Here is a 16,945-nt window from a genome sequence, read left to right as displayed (position 1 = left end):
CGGCAGGTGCCTGCTGTCACGCCGACAATTCCGCGCCAGCCCCAAGTGGACATCGCGTCCTGCCTGCGCTCGCCCTGATGACGACCCCGGCCGTGTAGGCTATAGACCCCGCACCGCACTTGCCCCCAGTCGTGGGGTCAAATGTCCCCCATGCCCTCGAAATTGTCCCCCTTGGTGGACATATTCCCGGAAGTGGAGGGCGCGGGAGGTGGCGAGATCAAACGGTCGTGCAATCAGATGAGGTCAAGTGTCTGACCATTTGGAAAAATTCAACCTACACGAGGCCGCCCGCCTGAGCGTGGCTCCGATGATGGACTGGACCGACCGACACTGCCGGCATCTGCACCGGCTGCTGTCGCGGCGGACGCTGCTCTATACGGAAATGGTGACCGCGCCGGCGCTGGTGCGGGGCGGGGCGTTGCATCTGCTCGACTTCGGTGAGGCGGAGCATCCGGTCGCGTTGCAACTCGGCGGGTCAGACCCCGCCGAACTCGCGGCGGCCGCGCGGCTCGGCCACGAGGCGGGATACGACGAGATCAACCTCAATTGCGGCTGTCCCTCAGACCGGGTTCAGTCGGGGACCTTCGGGGCGGTGCTGATGCGCTCGCCCGACCTCGTCGCCGAGAGCTGCCGCGCGATGATCGAGGCGCAGCCGCGCGAAGTCACGGTGAAGTGCCGCATCGGGGTCGATGATCAGGTGCCCGAAGAGGTGCTCCCCCGCTTCCTCGAGGCGGTCGCGAGGGCCGGTGTCCGCCGCGTCACCATCCACGCCCGCAAGGCCTGGTTGCAGGGGCTGTCCCCGAAGGAGAACCGGGATATCCCGCCGCTCGACTACGATCTCGTCTTCGCCATGAAGCAAGCCTTTCCCGAGCTACATGTCTCGATCAACGGCGGCATCGCCAAGCTCGCGCAGGTGGAAGAACTGCTGGCGCGGGGCATCGACGGCGTGATGATCGGCCGTGCGGCCTACCATGACCCCGGCGCGATCCTCTGCGGTGCGGACGCGCGGGTGTTCGGCGACGAAGGCGGCCTCGACCCCGACGCGGCGGCACTGGCGATGCTGCCCTACATCGAAGCGCACCTCGCCGACGGCGGGCGTCTGCACCAGGTGACACGGCACATGCTCGGCCTCTTCACCGGACGTCCCGGCGCGCGGGCCTGGCGGCGGATGCTGTCGGAGCGGGCCACCGCCGACGGTGCGGGGACCGAAGTCGTTCTCGACGCGCTCGCCGCGATGCGGGAGCGCGCAGCCGCCTGAGCGGGACCCCGCCGCCGCCGATCCGGGTTGAGCGGCGAAACGGAGTGCAGACATGAGTGACACGGGCCTCAACATGGGTGTCGGCATCGCGATCGGCGTGGCCATCGGTGCGGGCATCGGCGCGGCGATGGACAACATCGCGATGGGCGTCGGGATCGGCGTGGCCATCGGCGCCGGGATCGGTGCGGCGTTCCTCGCAGCCAGCGACGAGGACGACGGCGACAAACCGGGCAGGGGCAAAACCGGCGGCGACACGTCCGACGGCGAAGGCGACGGAAAGGCTTGAGGCCCTTCGGTTTTCGGGCGAGACAGTCAATCGAACGCCCCCCGGAGTCCCGACATGCCTGAAACACTTCCACCGACCGACCTCCTGCTCGGCATGGGCGCGCTGTTGCTGCTCATCGGGGCCTTCGCCGGTGTGCTGGCGGGCCTCCTCGGTGTCGGGGGCGGGATCGTGCTGGTTCCGGCCTTCTTCTATGCCTTCGCCACGCTCGGCTACGACAGCCCGCAGCTCATGCAGGTCTGCCTCGCCACGTCGCTTGCCACGATCATCGTGACCTCGACCCGCTCGGTTCTGTCGCACAATCGCAAGGGCGCAGTTCAGTGGGACATCCTCAAGACATGGGCGCCGGGCATCGCCGTCGGCGCGATCCTCGGACTGCTGGTCGCCTCCTCGCTGAGAACCGCGACGCTGCAGGTGATCTTTGGCGTGCTCGCCACGGTGGTGGGCTATTACATGGCGCTCGGCCGGGATGACTGGCGGCTGGGGCAGGAGATGCCGAAAGGGCCGCTGCGCTACGTGCTCTCGCCGATGATCGGCTTTCTGTCGGTGCTGATGGGGATCGGCGGTGGCTCCTTCGGGGTGCCGACGATGTCGCTTTATGGCGTACCGATCCACCGGGCCGTGGCGACTGCCGCGGGGTTCGGCGTGGTGATCGCGGTGCCGTCGGGCCTTGGCTTCCTGCTGGTGAACATCCCCGCCGAGGTGCGCCCGCCCTTCACGCTCGGCGCGGTGAACCTGCCGGCGTTCCTGCTGGTCATCGCGATGACGTTGCTGACCGCGCCGGTCGGGGCGAAGATCGCCCACCGGATGAACCCCAAGCCGCTGAAACGGGTCTTCGGCGTGTTCCTCATCCTCGTGGCGCTGAACATGATCCGGACGGCGATCTACGGCTGAGCCTCAGCGCTCATCCTTCGGCGCGAGCCGACCCGCACGTCCGCCACGCCGGCGCGCGACCAGCGGCTTGCGCGCCGCCAGTTGCAGCATGATCGCCCGCCGCTCGGCCGATGTCATGGCGCCCCAGGCCGCGATCTCGTCCTGCGTGCGGTAACAGCCGGTGCAGAGCCCGCTGTCGGGATGCACGAGGCAAATCTTCACGCAGGGGCTTTCCGGCTCGTCCCGTGCCCAGATATCGGCTGTGTCGTCCGTCACACCCGCCTCAGGTTGCGCAGCCGGTCGAGCATCCCCTGCAGGATCACGCCCGCCGCGACATGGTCGATCACTTCGCCCCGGCGCCGGCGCGAGGTATCGGCCTCCAGCAGCGCGCGCTCCGCAGCGACGGTCGACAGCCGTTCGTCCCAGAAGCCGAGGGGCAGGGGGGTGAGCTTCTCGAGGTTGCGCGCGAAGGCGCGGGTCGACTGGCAGCGCGGCCCTTCCGAACCGTCCATGTTGCGCGGCAGGCCAAGAACGATGCCACCGATCCGCCGCTCCGCTATGATGGCGAGCAGCGCCTCGGCGTCGGTGGTGAACTTCTTTCGGGCGACGGTGCGCAGCGGGCTCGCCACCGATTGCATCCCGTCGGAGACGGCGACACCGATCGTCTTGGTCCCGAAGTCGAGTCCCATCAGAGCGACCATCTGCGGAACGGCTGCTGCGAACTCTTCGGCACTGTCGCAGATCATTCGATGCCCGCCTCCCGCGCCGCCGCCTCGATCGCCTCCATGTCGGCGGGGCTGGCGGCGAACACCTCCCGCGCCTCGGCGAGCACGGCGCGCGCGTTGTCCTCTTCTCCCAGAACCCCGTAGGAGGTGATGAGCCGCGCCCAGTCGGTTGCCGGGCCGCCGTCCTCCGCCAGGCGGTTGGCCAGGCTCGCGACCATGCCGGCGACCATCTCGCGCTGCTCTTCGGGGATCTCGAGCGGCGCTTCCGGCGGCGTGTAGTTCACGCCGGCGAGGAAGGCGGCGCGTTCGATCTGCGACCGGGCGAGCCGGGCATGAAGGTTCTCGGGCGGCGCGGACTCGGCCAGCGGACGCCAAAGCCGGAAGGCCACGTCGGGCCGGTCCGTCTGCGCATACAGCAGCCCCATGTAATAGCGCGCGGCGATCGCGTCGGGATCGTCGTCGAGCATCTCGGTGGCGAGCTGTTCCGCCTCGGGGGAGACGACGCCGTCCGCCGCCGCGACCATCAGGTCGAGCAGCAGCACCCGGTCCTCGTCGGTCGCCGCATCGCCGCGCAACCGCATGACGTTCTGCTGTGCGTCGAGCGCGGCCTCCCAGTTGCCGAGCGAGGATTCGTGCTGGGTCAGGAGCAGCCACCCCTGAAGCTCTTCCGGGCGCTGCGGCACGGCCGCACGAAGCTGCTCGATCAGGGCGGCGTAGTCGGCATCCACTTCGGGCATCTCGAAGGCGGGGGCCTGCTGCTGCAACGTCTCCTGCGAGGGGCGGGTGTCCCGCATCTCGGCGCTGGCGGCGATCCGCGCGGCGCGGGGCAGGTCCCGGTAGGGGCCGCCGCCGTCGAACGCGCCGAGAATGCCGTATACGACCGCGCCCCCGCCAAGCACGACGACGGCGGTGGCAACGGCGACGATGCGCGTGATCCCGGACGGCGCGGCGGAGACGGGGCGTCGGCCGGCGCGGTCCGCGGCAAGAAGACGGCGCGCGATCTCTGTCCGCGTGCGCTCGCCCTCTTCCTCGGCAAGAACGCCACGCGCGATGTCGCGATCGACCTCCGCGAGCTGCGCCTTGTAGAGTTCCACATCGTCCGATCCCGCCGCCGCGTCGTCGGGCGGGTCGCGCAGCAACGGCAGCACCAGCGTGGCCGTGACGGCGATCGCCATGACGGCGCAGATCAGGAAGAACAGCATCGCGGCTCCAGCGGCCTCTCGGAGACGGAGAGATAACCGCCAGCCCTGCCGTCGAAAAGCCCTTGCGTTGAGGTGTCGCAAGGCGATGTCGCAATCTTGTCAGGTTGTGCCGTTGCCAGTCGCATGCCGCACCTGCATCAGGTCCATCCACGACACCAACCCGCCACCGGGGAGTTTGGGGATTCGCCTATGAAACGCTACTCCGTATTCGCCGTCGCCAGGGAAGCCGCCCGCCACCATCTCGGCTGGGAGCGGGCCTGGCGCAGCCCCGAACCGAAGAAGAAGTACGACGTCATCATTGTCGGGGCCGGCGGTCACGGGCTCGCCACCGCCTATTGGCTCGGCAAGAACCACGGCATCACCAATGTCGCGGTGATCGAGAAGGGCTGGCTCGGCGGGGGCAACACAGGCCGGAACACGACGATCATCCGCTCGAACTACCTGCAGGATCCATCTGCCGCGATCTACGAGAAGTCGCGCAGCCTGTACGAGACGATGAGCCAGGACCTGAACATGAACGTCATGTTCAGCCCGCGTGGCGTGATGATGCTCGCCCAGACCCAGCACGAGGTCCGCGGCTACCAGCGCACCGCCCACGCCAACGCGCTGCAGGGCGTCGCGACGGAGTTCATCTCGCCCCAGCGGGTGAAGGAGCTCTGCCCGATCATGAACATCGACGGGCCGCGCTACCCGGTGCTCGGCGCGCTCTGGCAGCCGCGCGGCGGCACGGCACGGCACGACGCGGTGGCTTGGGGCTACGCGCGGGCCTGCTCCGCGATGGGCATGGACATCATCCAGAAGTGCGAAGTCACCGGCGTGCGCTCCGAGGGCGGCAAGGTCGTCGGCGTCGACACCTCGAAGGGCCCGATCGACTGCGACCGGCTGGGCCTCGTGGTCGCGGGCCACTCCGGCGTGCTGGCCGAGATGGCCGGCTTCCGCCTGCCGATCGAGAGCCTGACGCTGCAGGCCCTCGTCTCCGAGCCGATCAAGCCCTGCATGGACGTTGTCGTCATGGCCAACACCGTGCACGGCTACATGAGCCAGTCCGACAAGGGCGAGATGGTGATCGGTGGCGGCACCGACGGCGCCAACAACTACACGCAGCGCGGGTCCTTCCATCATATCGAGGAAACCGTCCGCGCGCTGGTCGAGACCTTCCCGATGGTCTCGCGCCTCAAGATGCTGCGCCAGTGGGGCGGGATCGTCGACATGACCGGCGACCGTTCTCCGATTATCTCGGCCACGCCGGTCGAGGGCATCTTCGTCAACTGCGGCTGGGGCACCGGCGGCTTCAAGGCGATCCCCGGCTCGGGCTGGGCGATGGCGGAGCTGATGGCGAAGGGCCACGCGCCGTTGGCCGACGCCTTCTCCATGACCCGCTTCCGCGAAGGCCGGTTCATCGACGAAAGCGTCGCGGCCGGAGTCGCGCACTGATGCCGATCGTTCACGAAAAAAGGAACCGGGAAGGGGGTATCCGGCTTGCTATGTGGAAAGACACATGCAGGAAGGACGCCCAATGGCCGACCCGAACACGAACATCAATAACAACACCGGTGGGGAGCCGCCCAAAGGCGGCGGTAACACCGGCATCGCGCTTCTCGTCGGTGGTCTCGTCGTCATCGTCGCAATCATCGCCTGGTACATCTGGGGCGGCCAGCCGGCCGAAACGGTCGACGGCGACACCGAGGTCAATGTCGAAGCCACGGCTGAAAGCGCAGCGGAATCCGTCGAAGACGGCGCCGAAGACGCCGCTGCCGCTGCCGACAATGCCGCCGACTCGGTCGAGGAAGGCGCAGAGGATGCTGCCGCCGCCGTCGAGGAAGGCACCGAAGACGCTGCTGCTGCCGTTGAAGAAGGCGCTGAAGACGCCGCCGACGCTACTGGCAACGCCGTCGAGGAAGCTGGCGACGAAATCGAAGAGGCCACCGATGGCGCCTCTGCCGATGCTGACGCCGACGCCAACGCGGAAGTCGAAACGACCCAATAACGTCCCCTTCGGACGCTTCATGACGGGCGGGTGCCGCACGGCGCCCGCCCTTTTGCGTGCGCGCATCCCCCATTTCCGTCCGGCCATCACGGAGGTCGCCCCATGCTGATCCTGCATTGTCCCTGTTGCGGCATTGATGCCGACGAGACGGAGCTGACACCGGGGGGCGAGGCGCACCTCACCCGTGTCGGGCCCGACACCCCGGACGAGGCGTTCGAGGGGTACCTCTTCATGCGCGAAAACCCGCGCGGCGTTCATTTCGAACGCTGGCGCCACGCCTACGGCTGCGGCAAGTGGTTCCACGCCGCGCGCTGCACCGTGACGCTCGAGGTCTTCGGCACCTATCCGGCGCAGACTGCGAAGCCGCCGGCCGACCTGCTGCAAACGATCTCGGACAAGCGTCCGGGCTGGACCTGGAGGGACCTCGCATGAGCACCCGTCTTGCCACCGGCGGTCGCCTGATCGACCGCGCGCAGTCGCGCTACTTCACCTTCAACGGCAAGAACTACCGGGGCTATGCCGGCGATACGCTCGCCTCCGCGCTGCTTGGCGCGGGCCACACGCTGATGGGGCGGTCTTTCAAGTACCACCGCCCGCGCGGCGTCGTCGCCTCCGGTGCGGAAGAGCCGAACGCACTCGTCAATCTCGGCGAGGGCGGCAAGTTCGAACCCAACCAGCGCGCCACCACGACCGAGCTGTTCGACGGCCTGACCGCAACCTCGCAGAACCACTGGCCGAGCCTCGAGTTCGACATTGGCGCGATCAACGCCAAGCTCGCGCGCTTCCTGCCCGCCGGGTTCTACTACAAGATGTTCATCCACCCGCGTCCGCTGTGGAAGCACGTCTACGAGCCCTTCATCCGCAAGAGCGCCGGCCTCGGCCAGGCCCCGAAGGAGCGCGATGCAGACACCTACGAACATTTCCACGCCCATGTCGATCTGCTGATCGTCGGCGGCGGCATCGCCGGCCTTCAGGCCGCGCTCGCCGCCAGCGGCTCGGGTCGGCGCATCCTGCTGATCGAGCAGACTGCCCACTGGGGCGGTCGCGCACCGGTCGACGGAGCGGTGATCGACGGCATGGCCGCCGACGACTGGATCGCGCAGACCGTCGCGACGCTGGAGGCCGCCGAGAACGTCACCCTACGCACCCGCTGCATGGGCGCCGGGGTCTACGATCATGGCTATGTCACCTGCTACGAGCGGCTGACCGACCATGCTCCCGACACCAAAGGGCCGCGCCATCGCCTGTGGCGGGTTCGCGCGGCGCGGACCCTTGTCGCCACCGGCGCGATCGAGCGGCCGCTGTCCTTCGCGGGCAACGACATCCCCGGCGTGATGCTGGCCTCCGCCGTGCGCGACTACGTGGTGAACTGGGCGATCAGCCCCGGCGACCGCACCGTCGTCGTCACCAACAACGACGACGCCTACCGCACCGCCATCACCCTGCGCGAAGCGGGGCTCGAAGTGCCCGTCATCATCGACGCGCGGCCCGGCCCGGCCGGCCCGCTCGTCGATCAGGCCAAGGCGCTCGGCATCCGCATCCACGCCGGCAAGGCCATCGCCAAGGTGAAGGGCGGCAAGAAGGTCGAGAGCGTCGGCATCTGCGTCCAGGGCGGCGAGGGTGCGGTGCTGGAAGAGATCGACTGCGAATGCGTCGCCATGTCCGGCGGCTGGTCCCCCGTTGTCCACCTCTGGTCGCATTGCGGCGGCAAGCTGACGTGGGACGAAGAGCAACTCTTCTTCCGGCCCGACGCCTCGCGGCCCCCCACCGGTGCCGATGGACAGGCGATGGTGTCCATTGCCGGGTCCGCTAACGGACATATGTCCACATCCGGCGTGCTGTCCGATGCCGCGCAGGCGGTCGGTGGCAGCATCTCCGCAACCGCCGAGGACGTGGACGAGGGTCCGATTTCGGCCACCTGGCTGATGCCGCAGGGCGCGAAGGTCGAGCTGCGCGAGAAGATGTGGCTCGACTACCAGAACGACGTGAAGGTCTCCGACGTGCAACTCGCGGCCCAGGAAGGCTACGAGAGCGTCGAGCATACCAAGCGCTATACGACGCTCGGCATGGCCACCGATCAGGGCAAGCTCAGCAACATCAACGGCCTCGCCACGCTCGCCCGCTCGCTCGGGGCGCCGATCCCGGCGGTCGGCACCACGACCTTCCGCCCGCCCTACACGCCCATCTCGCTCGGCTCCATCGCGGGAGAGGCGCGGGACGAGCTGTTCCAGCCGATCCGCCGTACGCCGATGCATGGCTGGCACGAAGCGCAGGGCGCCTACATGGAGCCGGTCGGCCACTGGCGCCGGCCCTACTGCTTCCCCAAGGCGGGCGAGAGCCACGAACAGGCGGTCTCGCGCGAGGTGAAGGCCACCCGCGCCTCCGTCGGGCTCCTCGACGCCTCGACGCTCGGCAAGATCCTCGTGAAGGGCCCGGACGCGGGCCGCTTCCTCGACATGCTCTACACCAACATGATGAGCACGCTCGCCGTGGGCCGCTGCCGCTACGGGCTGATGTGTTCCGAGAACGGCTTTCTCTCCGACGACGGCGTCGTCGCCCGGATCGACGAGGACACCTGGCTCTGCCACACGACCACCGGCGGCGCCGACCGCATCCATGCCCACATGGAGGAATGGCTCCAGACCGAGTGGTGGGACTGGAAGGTCTACACCGCCAACGTGACCGAGCAATTCGCCCAGATCGGGGTGGTCGGACCCAAGTCCCGGGCGCTGCTGGAAAAACTCGGCGGCATGGATCTGTCCGCCGAGGCGATGAAGTTCATGGACTGGGCCGATGGCGAGATCGCCGGCTTCCCCGTCCGCGTCTTCCGCATCAGCTTCTCCGGTGAGCTGTCCTTCGAGGTGGCGACCCCCGCGCGGCACGGCCGCGCCCTCTGGGACAAGCTGCTGGCCGAGGGGGCGGAGTTCGACGTGACGCCCTACGGCACCGAGGCGCTGCACGTGATGCGCGCCGAGAAGGGCTTCATCATGATCGGCGACGAGACCGACGGCACCGTGATCCCGCAGGACCTCGGCCTCGACTGGGCGATCAGCAAGAAGAAGGACGACTACATCGGCAAGCGCGGTCAGGCGCGGTCCCACATGACCGATCCCAGGCGCTGGAAGCTGGTGGGGCTCGAGACGACCGACGGCTCCGTCATTCCCGATGGCGCCTATGCCGTGGCCGAGGGCAAGAACGCCAACGGCCAGCGCAACACACAGGGCAGGGTCACCTCGACCTATCACTCGCCGACGCTCGACCGTGGCATCGCGATGGGGCTGGTCCTGAACGGCCCCGATCGTATGGGCGAGGTGATCGAGTTCAACAAGGTCGACGGCGGCACCGTCGCCGCCAGGATCGTGAGCCCGGTGTTTTACGACCCGGAGGGGGAGAAGCAGAATGTCTGACGTGTCCGTTTCCAGACAGCCGTTGCGCGGCATGATTTCGCTGCGCGGTGACCTGTCGTCCGACGCGCTTCGCGGTGCCTGCAAGACGGTCACCGGCGCCGAGATACCGGACATGCGTGGCGCGACGCTCGCGGGCGAAGGCGGCATCGCGTGGATGTCACCGGACGAGCTGCTGTTGCTGACGCCCATCGACGCCGTGCCGTCCGCTATCGGGCAATTGTCCGACAGCCTCTCCGGCACGCACCACATGGCGACGGACCTGTCCGACGCGCGCGCGGTGTTCCGCCTCTCCGGTTCCGGCTGGAGAGAGGTCGTCGCCCGCCTCAGCCCCGCCGATGCCGCGCCCGCCGCGCTGCCGCCCGGCACGATGCGGCGGACTCGGCTGGCGCAGGTTGCCGCGGCGATCTGGGTCCGCTCCGAGACCGAGGCGGAGGTCTTCTGCTTCGCCTCCGTCGCCGACTACGTCGAGGGCCTGCTGCAGAACGCGGCCGCCTCCGGTACGGTCGGTTTCTACGGCTGACGCATGGACAGTCCGTCCCGGCGCCCGGTAGTCTCGCCGGACGACGGGCAGGGACGGACTGGATGCGGATCACCTCCATCACGCCGATGAAGAACGAGGCGCCCTACATCCTCGAGTGGGTCGCCTATCACCGGCTGATCGGGATCAACGACATCCTCGTCTTCAGCAACGACTGTACCGACGGCACCGACCAGATGCTCGAGCGGCTCGACGAGCTCGGCCTGCTGCGGCACTACCCGAACCCGTCGATGACCAACCAAAGCGAGAAGCATCATCGCGAGGTCATCAACTACATCAACAGCTCCGCCCGGCTCGGCCGGTCGGACTGGGTCGTGCATTTCGACGTGGACGAGTTCATCTGCGTGAATGCCGGGCAGGGCCGCATCACGGACCTGTTCGACGCGGTCGGCGACGCCAACATGATCTGCATGTCACAGCATAATTTCGGCTCCTCCGGCAAGGTCGCCTACGAGGATGGCCTGACCACCGAGGCGTTCAAATGGTCCGCCGACAAGAGCGGCAAATACCAGCGGCACCTGAACCGGCGCGGGGTCAAGACGCTGACGCACCGGTCCGCGCAGGCCAAACGCTGGAACAATCATTCACCGGTGTTCCGCCGGCCAAAGCTCGACCTCGTGCGGCCGGTGAACGGGTCGGGCGAACCGCTGCCCGAAGACACGGACCTGACCCGCGACGTGAAATTCCTTGTCTCGCCGCACTACGGCTACGACCTCGTTCAGCTGAACCATTACGCGATCCGCGCGGTCGAGAATTTCGTCTGCAAGATGGATCGGGGCGACGCCAACTTCTCCGACTTCGGCAACTGGGTCGGCTACTGGGAAAAATACGATCACAACGATCTGCTGAACGACCGGATCGATCGCCACATCCCCGACTTGCGCGACGCGGTCGTCGAGTTGCGCAAGGATCCGGAGCTGAAGCGGCTGCACGACAGGGCCGTCGCCCATTCCAAGCGTCGCGTCGCGGAACTGCGCGAGGACCCAGGCTTCGGCGAGTTGCTGGAGCGGATCGAGATCGTGCGCGCGGACAAGGCGCCCACCGGCTGAACGGTCAGGCCGCCGCGATCTCCGCAGCCGGGGGGCACTCGTCGACCCACGCGGCGTCCGTGGCGTAACCGAGCTGGCGCAGGGCGGGGCCGAAGGTCGCCTCGTACTCGACGGCGATCTCCCGCGGGAGGTGGTCCTTCCATTGCGACACGGCGGCCGACTTCACGTGCTGCTTCACGTTTTCCTTGCGGTTCTCGTAATCCGCGATGCCGCCGAACAGGCTGTGGGTCCAGTAATTCTGCACGAGCCGGTCGATGTCGAACCCCTCGACATTCATCTCCGTCACCGCCGCGCGGAACAGGGCGCAGTCGGTATCGCCGATCATCTCCTCGTAGCGGACGTCCGTTACGCTCGGGTGGCCGTAGGGCCAGGCGAGCATCTCGGCGAGCGATTCCGCGTGCTTGCCGTGCATTTCGAAGCGCAGCTGGTCAAGCCGGTCGGGCAGGGCGTTCATATGTTCCTGGTAGCTCTTGCCGCCGAGCGCGGCGCGCGGCATCGCCAGCCACTTCTCGTTCCCGAGCGGGGCTCTCAGGTGGTAACGCGCGCCCGACAGCAGCACATCGCGCGGATCGCGGATCATGTGCAGAAAACGCGCTTCGGGCTGCAGGAACATCGGGAACGGAAAGAGCGAGTTCCAGTTCACCACCAGCGCGGGGCCGTTCTCGGGCAGTTCGCGCAGGGTGTTGGGCTTCGTCATCCGGATGATCGGGATCTCTTCCTGCTCGGCGAACTTCACCAGCGTGCGCCGCATCCAGACGGTCCCGGTCTTGTGGTGGGTGCCGATGCAGAAAAAGCGACCGCGTGCCATCAGGCCGGTTCCTGCTGCTTCTTCGGGAAGATGCCGGTGTCGACGAACGTCCGGTACTCGGCGTTCTGCAACTGGTAGTCGAGCACGCGCTTGGCGCAGTCGAGGCAGGCCCGGTTCAGCGCGGCGAGATCCGGGTCGGCCAGCCATTCGTCCAGTATTGGACGGATGCCGTCTGTCGGAATGCTGTCTTCCTGCTGGCTGTTGATGTCGTACTTACCCCAGTAGTCGGTATCGATCCGGTCCTTGTTCTTGCTGTTGGCGGTGCCGCGCAGCCGCTTGAGCAGGAATTCCTCGCGGCTCTTGATGGCGTAGTGGTTCACCTGCGCGAACTCGTAGGACACGTTCTCGGAGTTGGAGCGCCAGCCCTTGCGGAGATACTGCTCGCCCATCTCCTCGTTGCCGGCGTTCACCCAGCGGACGATGCCGGGGACGACGTCCTCGCGGTTCTTCTCCCACTTGGGTCTGTGGACGCCGAAATAGTCGAATTTCGACGGCTTGAAGAGCGTCTTGAACCCCCAGACGAGGCCGTTCTCGGGCTTGTCGTTGGTGGAGCCACGGGTGAAGCGTTCGGTGACGAGGTGGTCGGACATGTGCGCCTGACCACCCGAGCCCATCATCTTCCAGTTGATCGACACCGCGTCGGCGCCGGGGCACGCCTCGATCAGCGCGTCGATGGTGCGCTCGCCCACGTGGACGTTCAGGAACTCGTCGGCGTCGATGATGAGCACCCAGTCGGCGGAGCGCACGAAGTCGAGCTTGTTGGCGCGCGAGTAGGCCGCGCGTTGCGGGTCCATGCGGGGGCCGAGCGGATTGTCGAAATGCCGGATCACGCCCATCTGGTCGAGCCGGTTGAGCATCAGGTTCGACCCGTCGGTGCAGTCGTTCGAAAAGATGCAGAAGTCGGTGAAGCCGATCGACTTGTGATAGGCGAGCCACTCCAGCAGGTACGGCCCCTCGTTCTTCATCGTGGAGAGCAGCAGTTTACGCATCGCATCAGCTTTCGGTTTCCGTGCCGGCATCCGCCGGCAGCGACTTCTGAAGGGGCAACGGGGCAGAGGCGGCGCTGCCATCCTTGCGGGCTTCGGCCTCGGCCGCCGGATCGGCGGTCCGGGGCAGGTCGGGCAGGGGCTCTGCCGGCGGGGTGGCCTCGGGATCCGTGGCGACGGGCGCGGTTGGCTCCGGCGCGGCCATGTCGGCAGGCGCGTCCTTCGCGCCCTCTGCCCCGGCAGCTTCCGCCAGCGCCTGGCGGGCGGCACGAGCCTTCGCGATCAGTTCCTCGATCTCGTCGGGCAGTGCGTCTTCGGGCACGTCGACGCCTTCCTCGCGGGCCTGCTGGATGTCGGGGGTATCCGCGTCGCCCTTCTTCACGCCGACGGATTTCGCGACCATCTTGGCAATCGCCTTGTCGGGCACGCCGGCGGCCTGCATCCGTTTGATCTGTTCCTGCCACGCCTTCGGCAGGTGTTGGGTGAAGAGTACCTCGTCGAGTTCGGTGATCGCCACCGCGCTCGCTTCCTTCAGCTGGGCGAGCCATTCCTCGTATTCGCCGGACTGGCGCAGCATCTCGACCCTGGCCTCGTGGAAGGCCTGCGCCTCGTCCTGGAGGCCGCGCATCACGGAATCCGACAGGATCTCGGCCATCTTCTTCTTCACGCCCTTGAGGTGGCGCAGCGCGTTGCGCGACTCCTGCTCGTTGCGGTCGAAGATGGCGAAGTAGCCGGCGTTGTACTTGTCGGGCTTGTTGTTGACGTTGCCGCGCACCCGGCGGAGCAGGTAGGCCTCGTAGCTCTTCACCGCGTAATGGTTCATCTCGACCAGCTTGTAGCCGATCGTCTTGCCGGTGGAGCGCCAGCCGCGGTTCTGGAATTCCTCGGGCATCGGCTTGCCGGAGCCGTTGATCCAGTTGCGCAGGACGTCGGCCTCGTCGCCGAGCTTGTCGATCTTGCCCTTCTTGTTGGTCGGGCGGTGAATGCCGAACTTGATGTCGGCCTTCGGACGGAACATCGACTTCACGCCCCAGCCCTTGCGGAAGCGGTCGGGCGCGGCGTTGGTGTAATTCTCGATCACCATGCCGGGGTTCCAGTGCGTCACCTCGGACGACCCGTGGAAGCGCCATGTCATCGCGATGGCATCCGTGCCTTCGGGAAAGCGTTCGACGAGGTCGTGAATATGGCCCTTGCCGCACTTGATGGAGACGAACTCGTCGGCGTCCATCACCAGGACCCATTCGCTGTCGGTGACTTCGGGGTTCGCCTGGCCGAGGTTCAGCGCGTTCGGCTGGGGCTTCTTGCCCTCGGGGACGTCGTTGCGGAAGTGCTGGACCCAGCCCAGCTCCTCCAGCCGCATCAGCATCCGGTCGGTGCCGTCGGAGCAGTTGTTGGTGTAGACCACGATGTTATCGAAGCCGATATGCTTGTGGTAGGCGACCCACTCGACAAGGGAATGTCCCTCGTCCTTCATCATCGACATGATCGTGTAGGTGTGCTTCGGGCTCATGTCCCGTCCTCTCCCGACCTGTTGGCGGTCTTGTCCTGGTTCACTGCTCCGGCGTTCCGCAAGGATTTAGGCGGCCATTCTGACACCAATGCGGCAGCGACCTGCTTTCATTCAAGCATATCGGTGACATGACACCTGTCCACCGCAACGCGCCTCTGTGCGTATGGAACCTCCCCCCTGTGCATGTCGTTTGACAAACGAGCTTGACCCGATCGGTCTTAGGGCTTTGTTACGGGGCAGTGAAACTCACACCAGACACCAAAGGGGCTTTCAATGGCTTTCGAACTTCCTGACCTTCCCTATGCGCACGACGCTCTCGCGGGCAAGGGCATGAGCAAAGAGACCCTCGAATTCCACCATGACATCCACCACAAGGCCTATGTCGACAACGGCAACAAGGCGATCGCCGGGACCGAGTGGGACGGCAAGTCCGTCGAGGAAATCATCAAGGGCACCTACGACGCCAACGCCGTCGCGCAGTCCGGTATCTTCAACAACGCCTCGCAGTTCTGGAACCACAACCAGTTCTGGGAAATGATGACGCCGAACGACAGCTCCATGCCGTCCGAGCTTGAATCCGCGATCACCGACAGCTTCGGCTCCGTCGACAAGTTCAAGGAAGAGTTCGCCGCCGCGGGCGCCGGCCAATTCGGCTCCGGCTGGGCATGGCTCGTCAAGGACACCGACGGTGGCCTGAAAGTGACGAAGACCGAAAACGGCGTGAACCCGCTCTGCTTCAACCAGACCGCGCTGCTCGGCCTCGACGTGTGGGAGCACTCCTACTACATCGACTTCCGCAACAAGCGTCCGGCCTACATCGACAACTTCCTGTCGAACCTGGTCAACTGGGAAAACGTCGCCTCGCGCATGTAACCCACTGGCCACATTGGTCGATTATCGAGGCCCGGAGCACCCGCTCCGGGCCTTTTTCTTTGGGCCATAGAGGAAAACCTTACCCGGAGTGCGCAAATTTCCGCTTACGTCCACGACAACTTCACGGCTATCTTTCCGCCATCTTGAATCAAGGAGGGATTTTCCCGATGAAACGTCTTTTTCTGGCCGTCCTGGCCATCATCGGTCTTTCGGCGACCGTAGCGGCGGCCTGTCCGAGCTTCGACACTGCCGGTGTGGAACAGTACGAAGCCTCCGGCGGCCAGCTGCGCCAGCCGCGCTTTTTCCCCGTGACCGCCGGTGGTCAGAACAACCTCGGCGGCTGTTCGCACATCTATAGCCGCCTCGGGTCCGACCAGCTCGACTACGGCCAGAGCTATTTCACCACGCAGCCCGATTTCAGCTTCTACCTGTCCAACATGGGCGGCGTTCGCCTCGTCGTGTCGGTCGTGTCCGAATGCGACGCCGCGCTGCTGATCAACACCGGTGCCGTGAACTGGTATTTCGACGATGACGACAACGGCAACCTCGACCCGCGCATCAGCCTGACGCGCCCGTCGAACGGCCGGATGGACATCTGGGTCGGCACCTTCGACGGCGAATATTGCAACGCGCAACTCCGGATGGAGACCTTCGCGCGCTGAATTCAGGATACCTGGGGACAGACGGACGGGCCGGTGCGATGCACCGGCCCGTTTCGTTTTCGACAGGGTCAGCTTGTGGATCGCGCCAATAGGTAATATATGAAGTTACGAATCTGGCGCCGACAGGAGAACCGCATGACCGAGACCCCCTTCGAATTCTGGGAGACCCGTTATTCCACCGGCAGTCGCGAGACATCGGGCAACCCCTCTGCCGTGCTTGCCGACCTCGCCGCCGACCGGAAGCCGGGCAGGGCGCTGGAACTTGGTTGCGGCAAGGGCGACGATACGGTCTGGCTTGCGAAGCGCGGCTGGCAGGTGACGGCAGTCGACCTGTCGCATGCCGCGCTCGACATCGTTAGTGCGAACGCCATCGCGGCGGGCGTGGGCGACCGGGTCCGGACCGAGCGGCACGACCTGAGCGAGAGCTTTCCCGAGGGACAGTTCGACCTCGTGCTCGCCATGTTCCTCGAAACCCCGTTCGAGGACTTCCCGAGGCAGGCCGTGGTGCGCCGCGCGGCGCAGGCGGTGACGCCGGGCGGTATGCTGCTGCTTGTCACGCACGGCTCCGCGCCGCCGTGGCGCAACGGGCCGAAGGGGCCGCAGCACAACTTCCCGTCACTTGAGACGCGTGTCGCCGAGCTTGCCGCCGATCCCGCCGACTGGACCGAGATCCGCGTTGCCGACGTAGGCCGGACGATGACCGGGCCGGAGGGCGAGGTGGCAGAGGTGCTCGACCGCGTGATCGCTCTCGAGCGGAGGTAGGGTGGGTTTGAAACCCACCCTA

General features: G+C 66.5%; 18 protein-coding genes. 12 read left to right on the top strand and 6 right to left on the bottom strand.

The annotated features are described in order from the left end of the window. The first annotated feature begins 247 nt into the window (after window positions 1-247). Genes dusA through I8N54_RS10575 form a run of 3 tightly spaced genes read left to right on the top strand, consistent with a single transcriptional unit; the run spans window position 248 to window position 2,435 of the window. On the top strand, window positions 248-1,258 hold the full coding sequence (dusA, locus tag I8N54_RS10585) for a tRNA dihydrouridine(20/20a) synthase DusA (RefSeq protein ID WP_140192596.1): 1,011 nt from the start codon (window positions 248-250) through the stop codon (window positions 1,256-1,258). Window positions 1,259-1,310: 52 nt separating this feature from the next. Next, window positions 1,311-1,544 (top strand): hypothetical protein, encoded by a 234-nt coding sequence (locus tag I8N54_RS10580; protein WP_140192597.1) that lies wholly within the window; start codon window positions 1,311-1,313, stop codon window positions 1,542-1,544. A 54-nt stretch (window positions 1,545-1,598) separates the two neighbouring features. Beyond that, complete coding sequence (locus I8N54_RS10575; RefSeq protein WP_140192598.1) at window positions 1,599-2,435, top strand: sulfite exporter TauE/SafE family protein; 837 nt, start codon at window positions 1,599-1,601, stop codon at window positions 2,433-2,435. A 3-nt stretch (window positions 2,436-2,438) separates the two neighbouring features. Here the strand turns inward: I8N54_RS10575 and I8N54_RS10570 are convergent, their stop codons facing one another. From I8N54_RS10570 to ccmI, 3 genes are read right to left on the bottom strand one after another with little or no spacing between them, the layout of a single operon-like run. Beyond that, the gene (locus I8N54_RS10570; RefSeq protein ID WP_140192599.1) at window positions 2,439-2,690 is read right to left on the bottom strand and encodes a DUF1289 domain-containing protein; all 252 of its coding nucleotides are present in this window, start codon (window positions 2,688-2,690) and stop codon (window positions 2,439-2,441) included. After that, window positions 2,687-3,160, bottom strand: a complete 474-nt coding sequence (gene ruvX / locus I8N54_RS10565) for a Holliday junction resolvase RuvX (RefSeq protein ID WP_140192600.1) — start codon at window positions 3,158-3,160, stop codon at window positions 2,687-2,689. The genes I8N54_RS10570 and ruvX overlap by 4 nt, the downstream gene beginning before the upstream one ends. Next, window positions 3,157-4,341, bottom strand: coding sequence for a c-type cytochrome biogenesis protein CcmI (gene ccmI / locus I8N54_RS10560; RefSeq protein ID WP_140192601.1), 1,185 nt, complete (start codon window positions 4,339-4,341; stop codon window positions 3,157-3,159). Before ccmI ends, ruvX begins: the two co-directional genes overlap by 4 nt. Before the next feature lie 189 nt (window positions 4,342-4,530). Between ccmI and I8N54_RS10555 the strand changes: the two genes are divergently transcribed. The 6 genes from I8N54_RS10555 (at window position 4,531) to I8N54_RS10530 (ending at window position 11,322) form a co-directional block, all read left to right on the top strand. Next, the gene (locus I8N54_RS10555) at window positions 4,531-5,775 is read left to right on the top strand and encodes a sarcosine oxidase subunit beta family protein (RefSeq protein ID WP_140192602.1); all 1,245 of its coding nucleotides are present in this window, start codon (window positions 4,531-4,533) and stop codon (window positions 5,773-5,775) included. 82 nt (window positions 5,776-5,857) lie between these two features. After that, the gene (locus tag I8N54_RS10550; RefSeq protein ID WP_197097424.1) at window positions 5,858-6,328 is read left to right on the top strand and encodes a hypothetical protein; all 471 of its coding nucleotides are present in this window, start codon (window positions 5,858-5,860) and stop codon (window positions 6,326-6,328) included. A gap of 102 nt (window positions 6,329-6,430) precedes the next feature. Then, window positions 6,431-6,760, top strand: a complete 330-nt coding sequence (locus I8N54_RS10545; protein WP_140192603.1) for a sarcosine oxidase subunit delta — start codon at window positions 6,431-6,433, stop codon at window positions 6,758-6,760. Further along, the gene (locus I8N54_RS10540; RefSeq protein WP_140192604.1) at window positions 6,757-9,735 is read left to right on the top strand and encodes a sarcosine oxidase subunit alpha family protein; all 2,979 of its coding nucleotides are present in this window, start codon (window positions 6,757-6,759) and stop codon (window positions 9,733-9,735) included. Before I8N54_RS10545 ends, I8N54_RS10540 begins: the two co-directional genes overlap by 4 nt. Continuing rightward, window positions 9,728-10,255, top strand: coding sequence for a sarcosine oxidase subunit gamma (locus tag I8N54_RS10535; protein ID WP_140192605.1), 528 nt, complete (start codon window positions 9,728-9,730; stop codon window positions 10,253-10,255). The genes I8N54_RS10540 and I8N54_RS10535 overlap by 8 nt, the downstream gene beginning before the upstream one ends. 62 nt (window positions 10,256-10,317) lie before the next feature. Beyond that, window positions 10,318-11,322, top strand: a complete 1,005-nt coding sequence (locus tag I8N54_RS10530) for a glycosyltransferase family 2 protein (RefSeq protein WP_140192606.1) — start codon at window positions 10,318-10,320, stop codon at window positions 11,320-11,322. 4 nt (window positions 11,323-11,326) lie between these two features. Here I8N54_RS10530 and I8N54_RS10525 read toward each other — a convergent pair whose 3' ends face one another. From I8N54_RS10525 to I8N54_RS10515, 3 genes are read right to left on the bottom strand one after another with little or no spacing between them, the layout of a single operon-like run. Continuing rightward, a complete protein-coding gene (locus I8N54_RS10525) occupies window positions 11,327-12,130 on the bottom strand; it encodes a sulfotransferase domain-containing protein (RefSeq protein ID WP_140192607.1) in 804 nt (267 codons plus the stop codon). Then, window positions 12,130-13,119: a glycosyltransferase family 2 protein gene (locus I8N54_RS10520; protein ID WP_140192608.1), complete on the bottom strand. Its 990-nt coding sequence runs from the start codon at window positions 13,117-13,119 to the stop codon at window positions 12,130-12,132. The genes I8N54_RS10525 and I8N54_RS10520 overlap by 1 nt, the downstream gene beginning before the upstream one ends. Window positions 13,120-13,123: 4 nt before the next feature. Beyond that, window positions 13,124-14,626, bottom strand: coding sequence for a glycosyltransferase family 2 protein (locus I8N54_RS10515; RefSeq protein ID WP_140192609.1), 1,503 nt, complete (start codon window positions 14,624-14,626; stop codon window positions 13,124-13,126). Window positions 14,627-14,899: 273 nt separating this feature from the next. Here I8N54_RS10515 and I8N54_RS10510 point away from each other — a divergent pair, with 273 nt between their 5' ends. The 3 genes from I8N54_RS10510 (at window position 14,900) to I8N54_RS10500 (ending at window position 16,923) form a co-directional block, all read left to right on the top strand. After that, window positions 14,900-15,499: a superoxide dismutase gene (locus I8N54_RS10510; RefSeq protein ID WP_140192610.1), complete on the top strand. Its 600-nt coding sequence runs from the start codon at window positions 14,900-14,902 to the stop codon at window positions 15,497-15,499. A gap of 167 nt (window positions 15,500-15,666) precedes the next feature. Beyond that, window positions 15,667-16,161: a hypothetical protein gene (locus tag I8N54_RS10505; protein ID WP_140192611.1), complete on the top strand. Its 495-nt coding sequence runs from the start codon at window positions 15,667-15,669 to the stop codon at window positions 16,159-16,161. 135 nt (window positions 16,162-16,296) lie between these two features. Next, the gene (locus I8N54_RS10500; RefSeq protein WP_140192612.1) at window positions 16,297-16,923 is read left to right on the top strand and encodes a class I SAM-dependent methyltransferase; all 627 of its coding nucleotides are present in this window, start codon (window positions 16,297-16,299) and stop codon (window positions 16,921-16,923) included. Window positions 16,924-16,945: the final 22 nt, after the last annotated feature.

Origin of the sequence: Pelagovum pacificum (assembly GCF_016134045.1) — a bacterium.
GTDB lineage: Bacteria > Pseudomonadota > Alphaproteobacteria > Rhodobacterales > Rhodobacteraceae > Oceanicola > Oceanicola pacificus_A.
The sequence above is the reverse complement of the archived record's forward strand: the minus strand, read 5'-3'. Positions and strand labels throughout refer to the sequence as shown.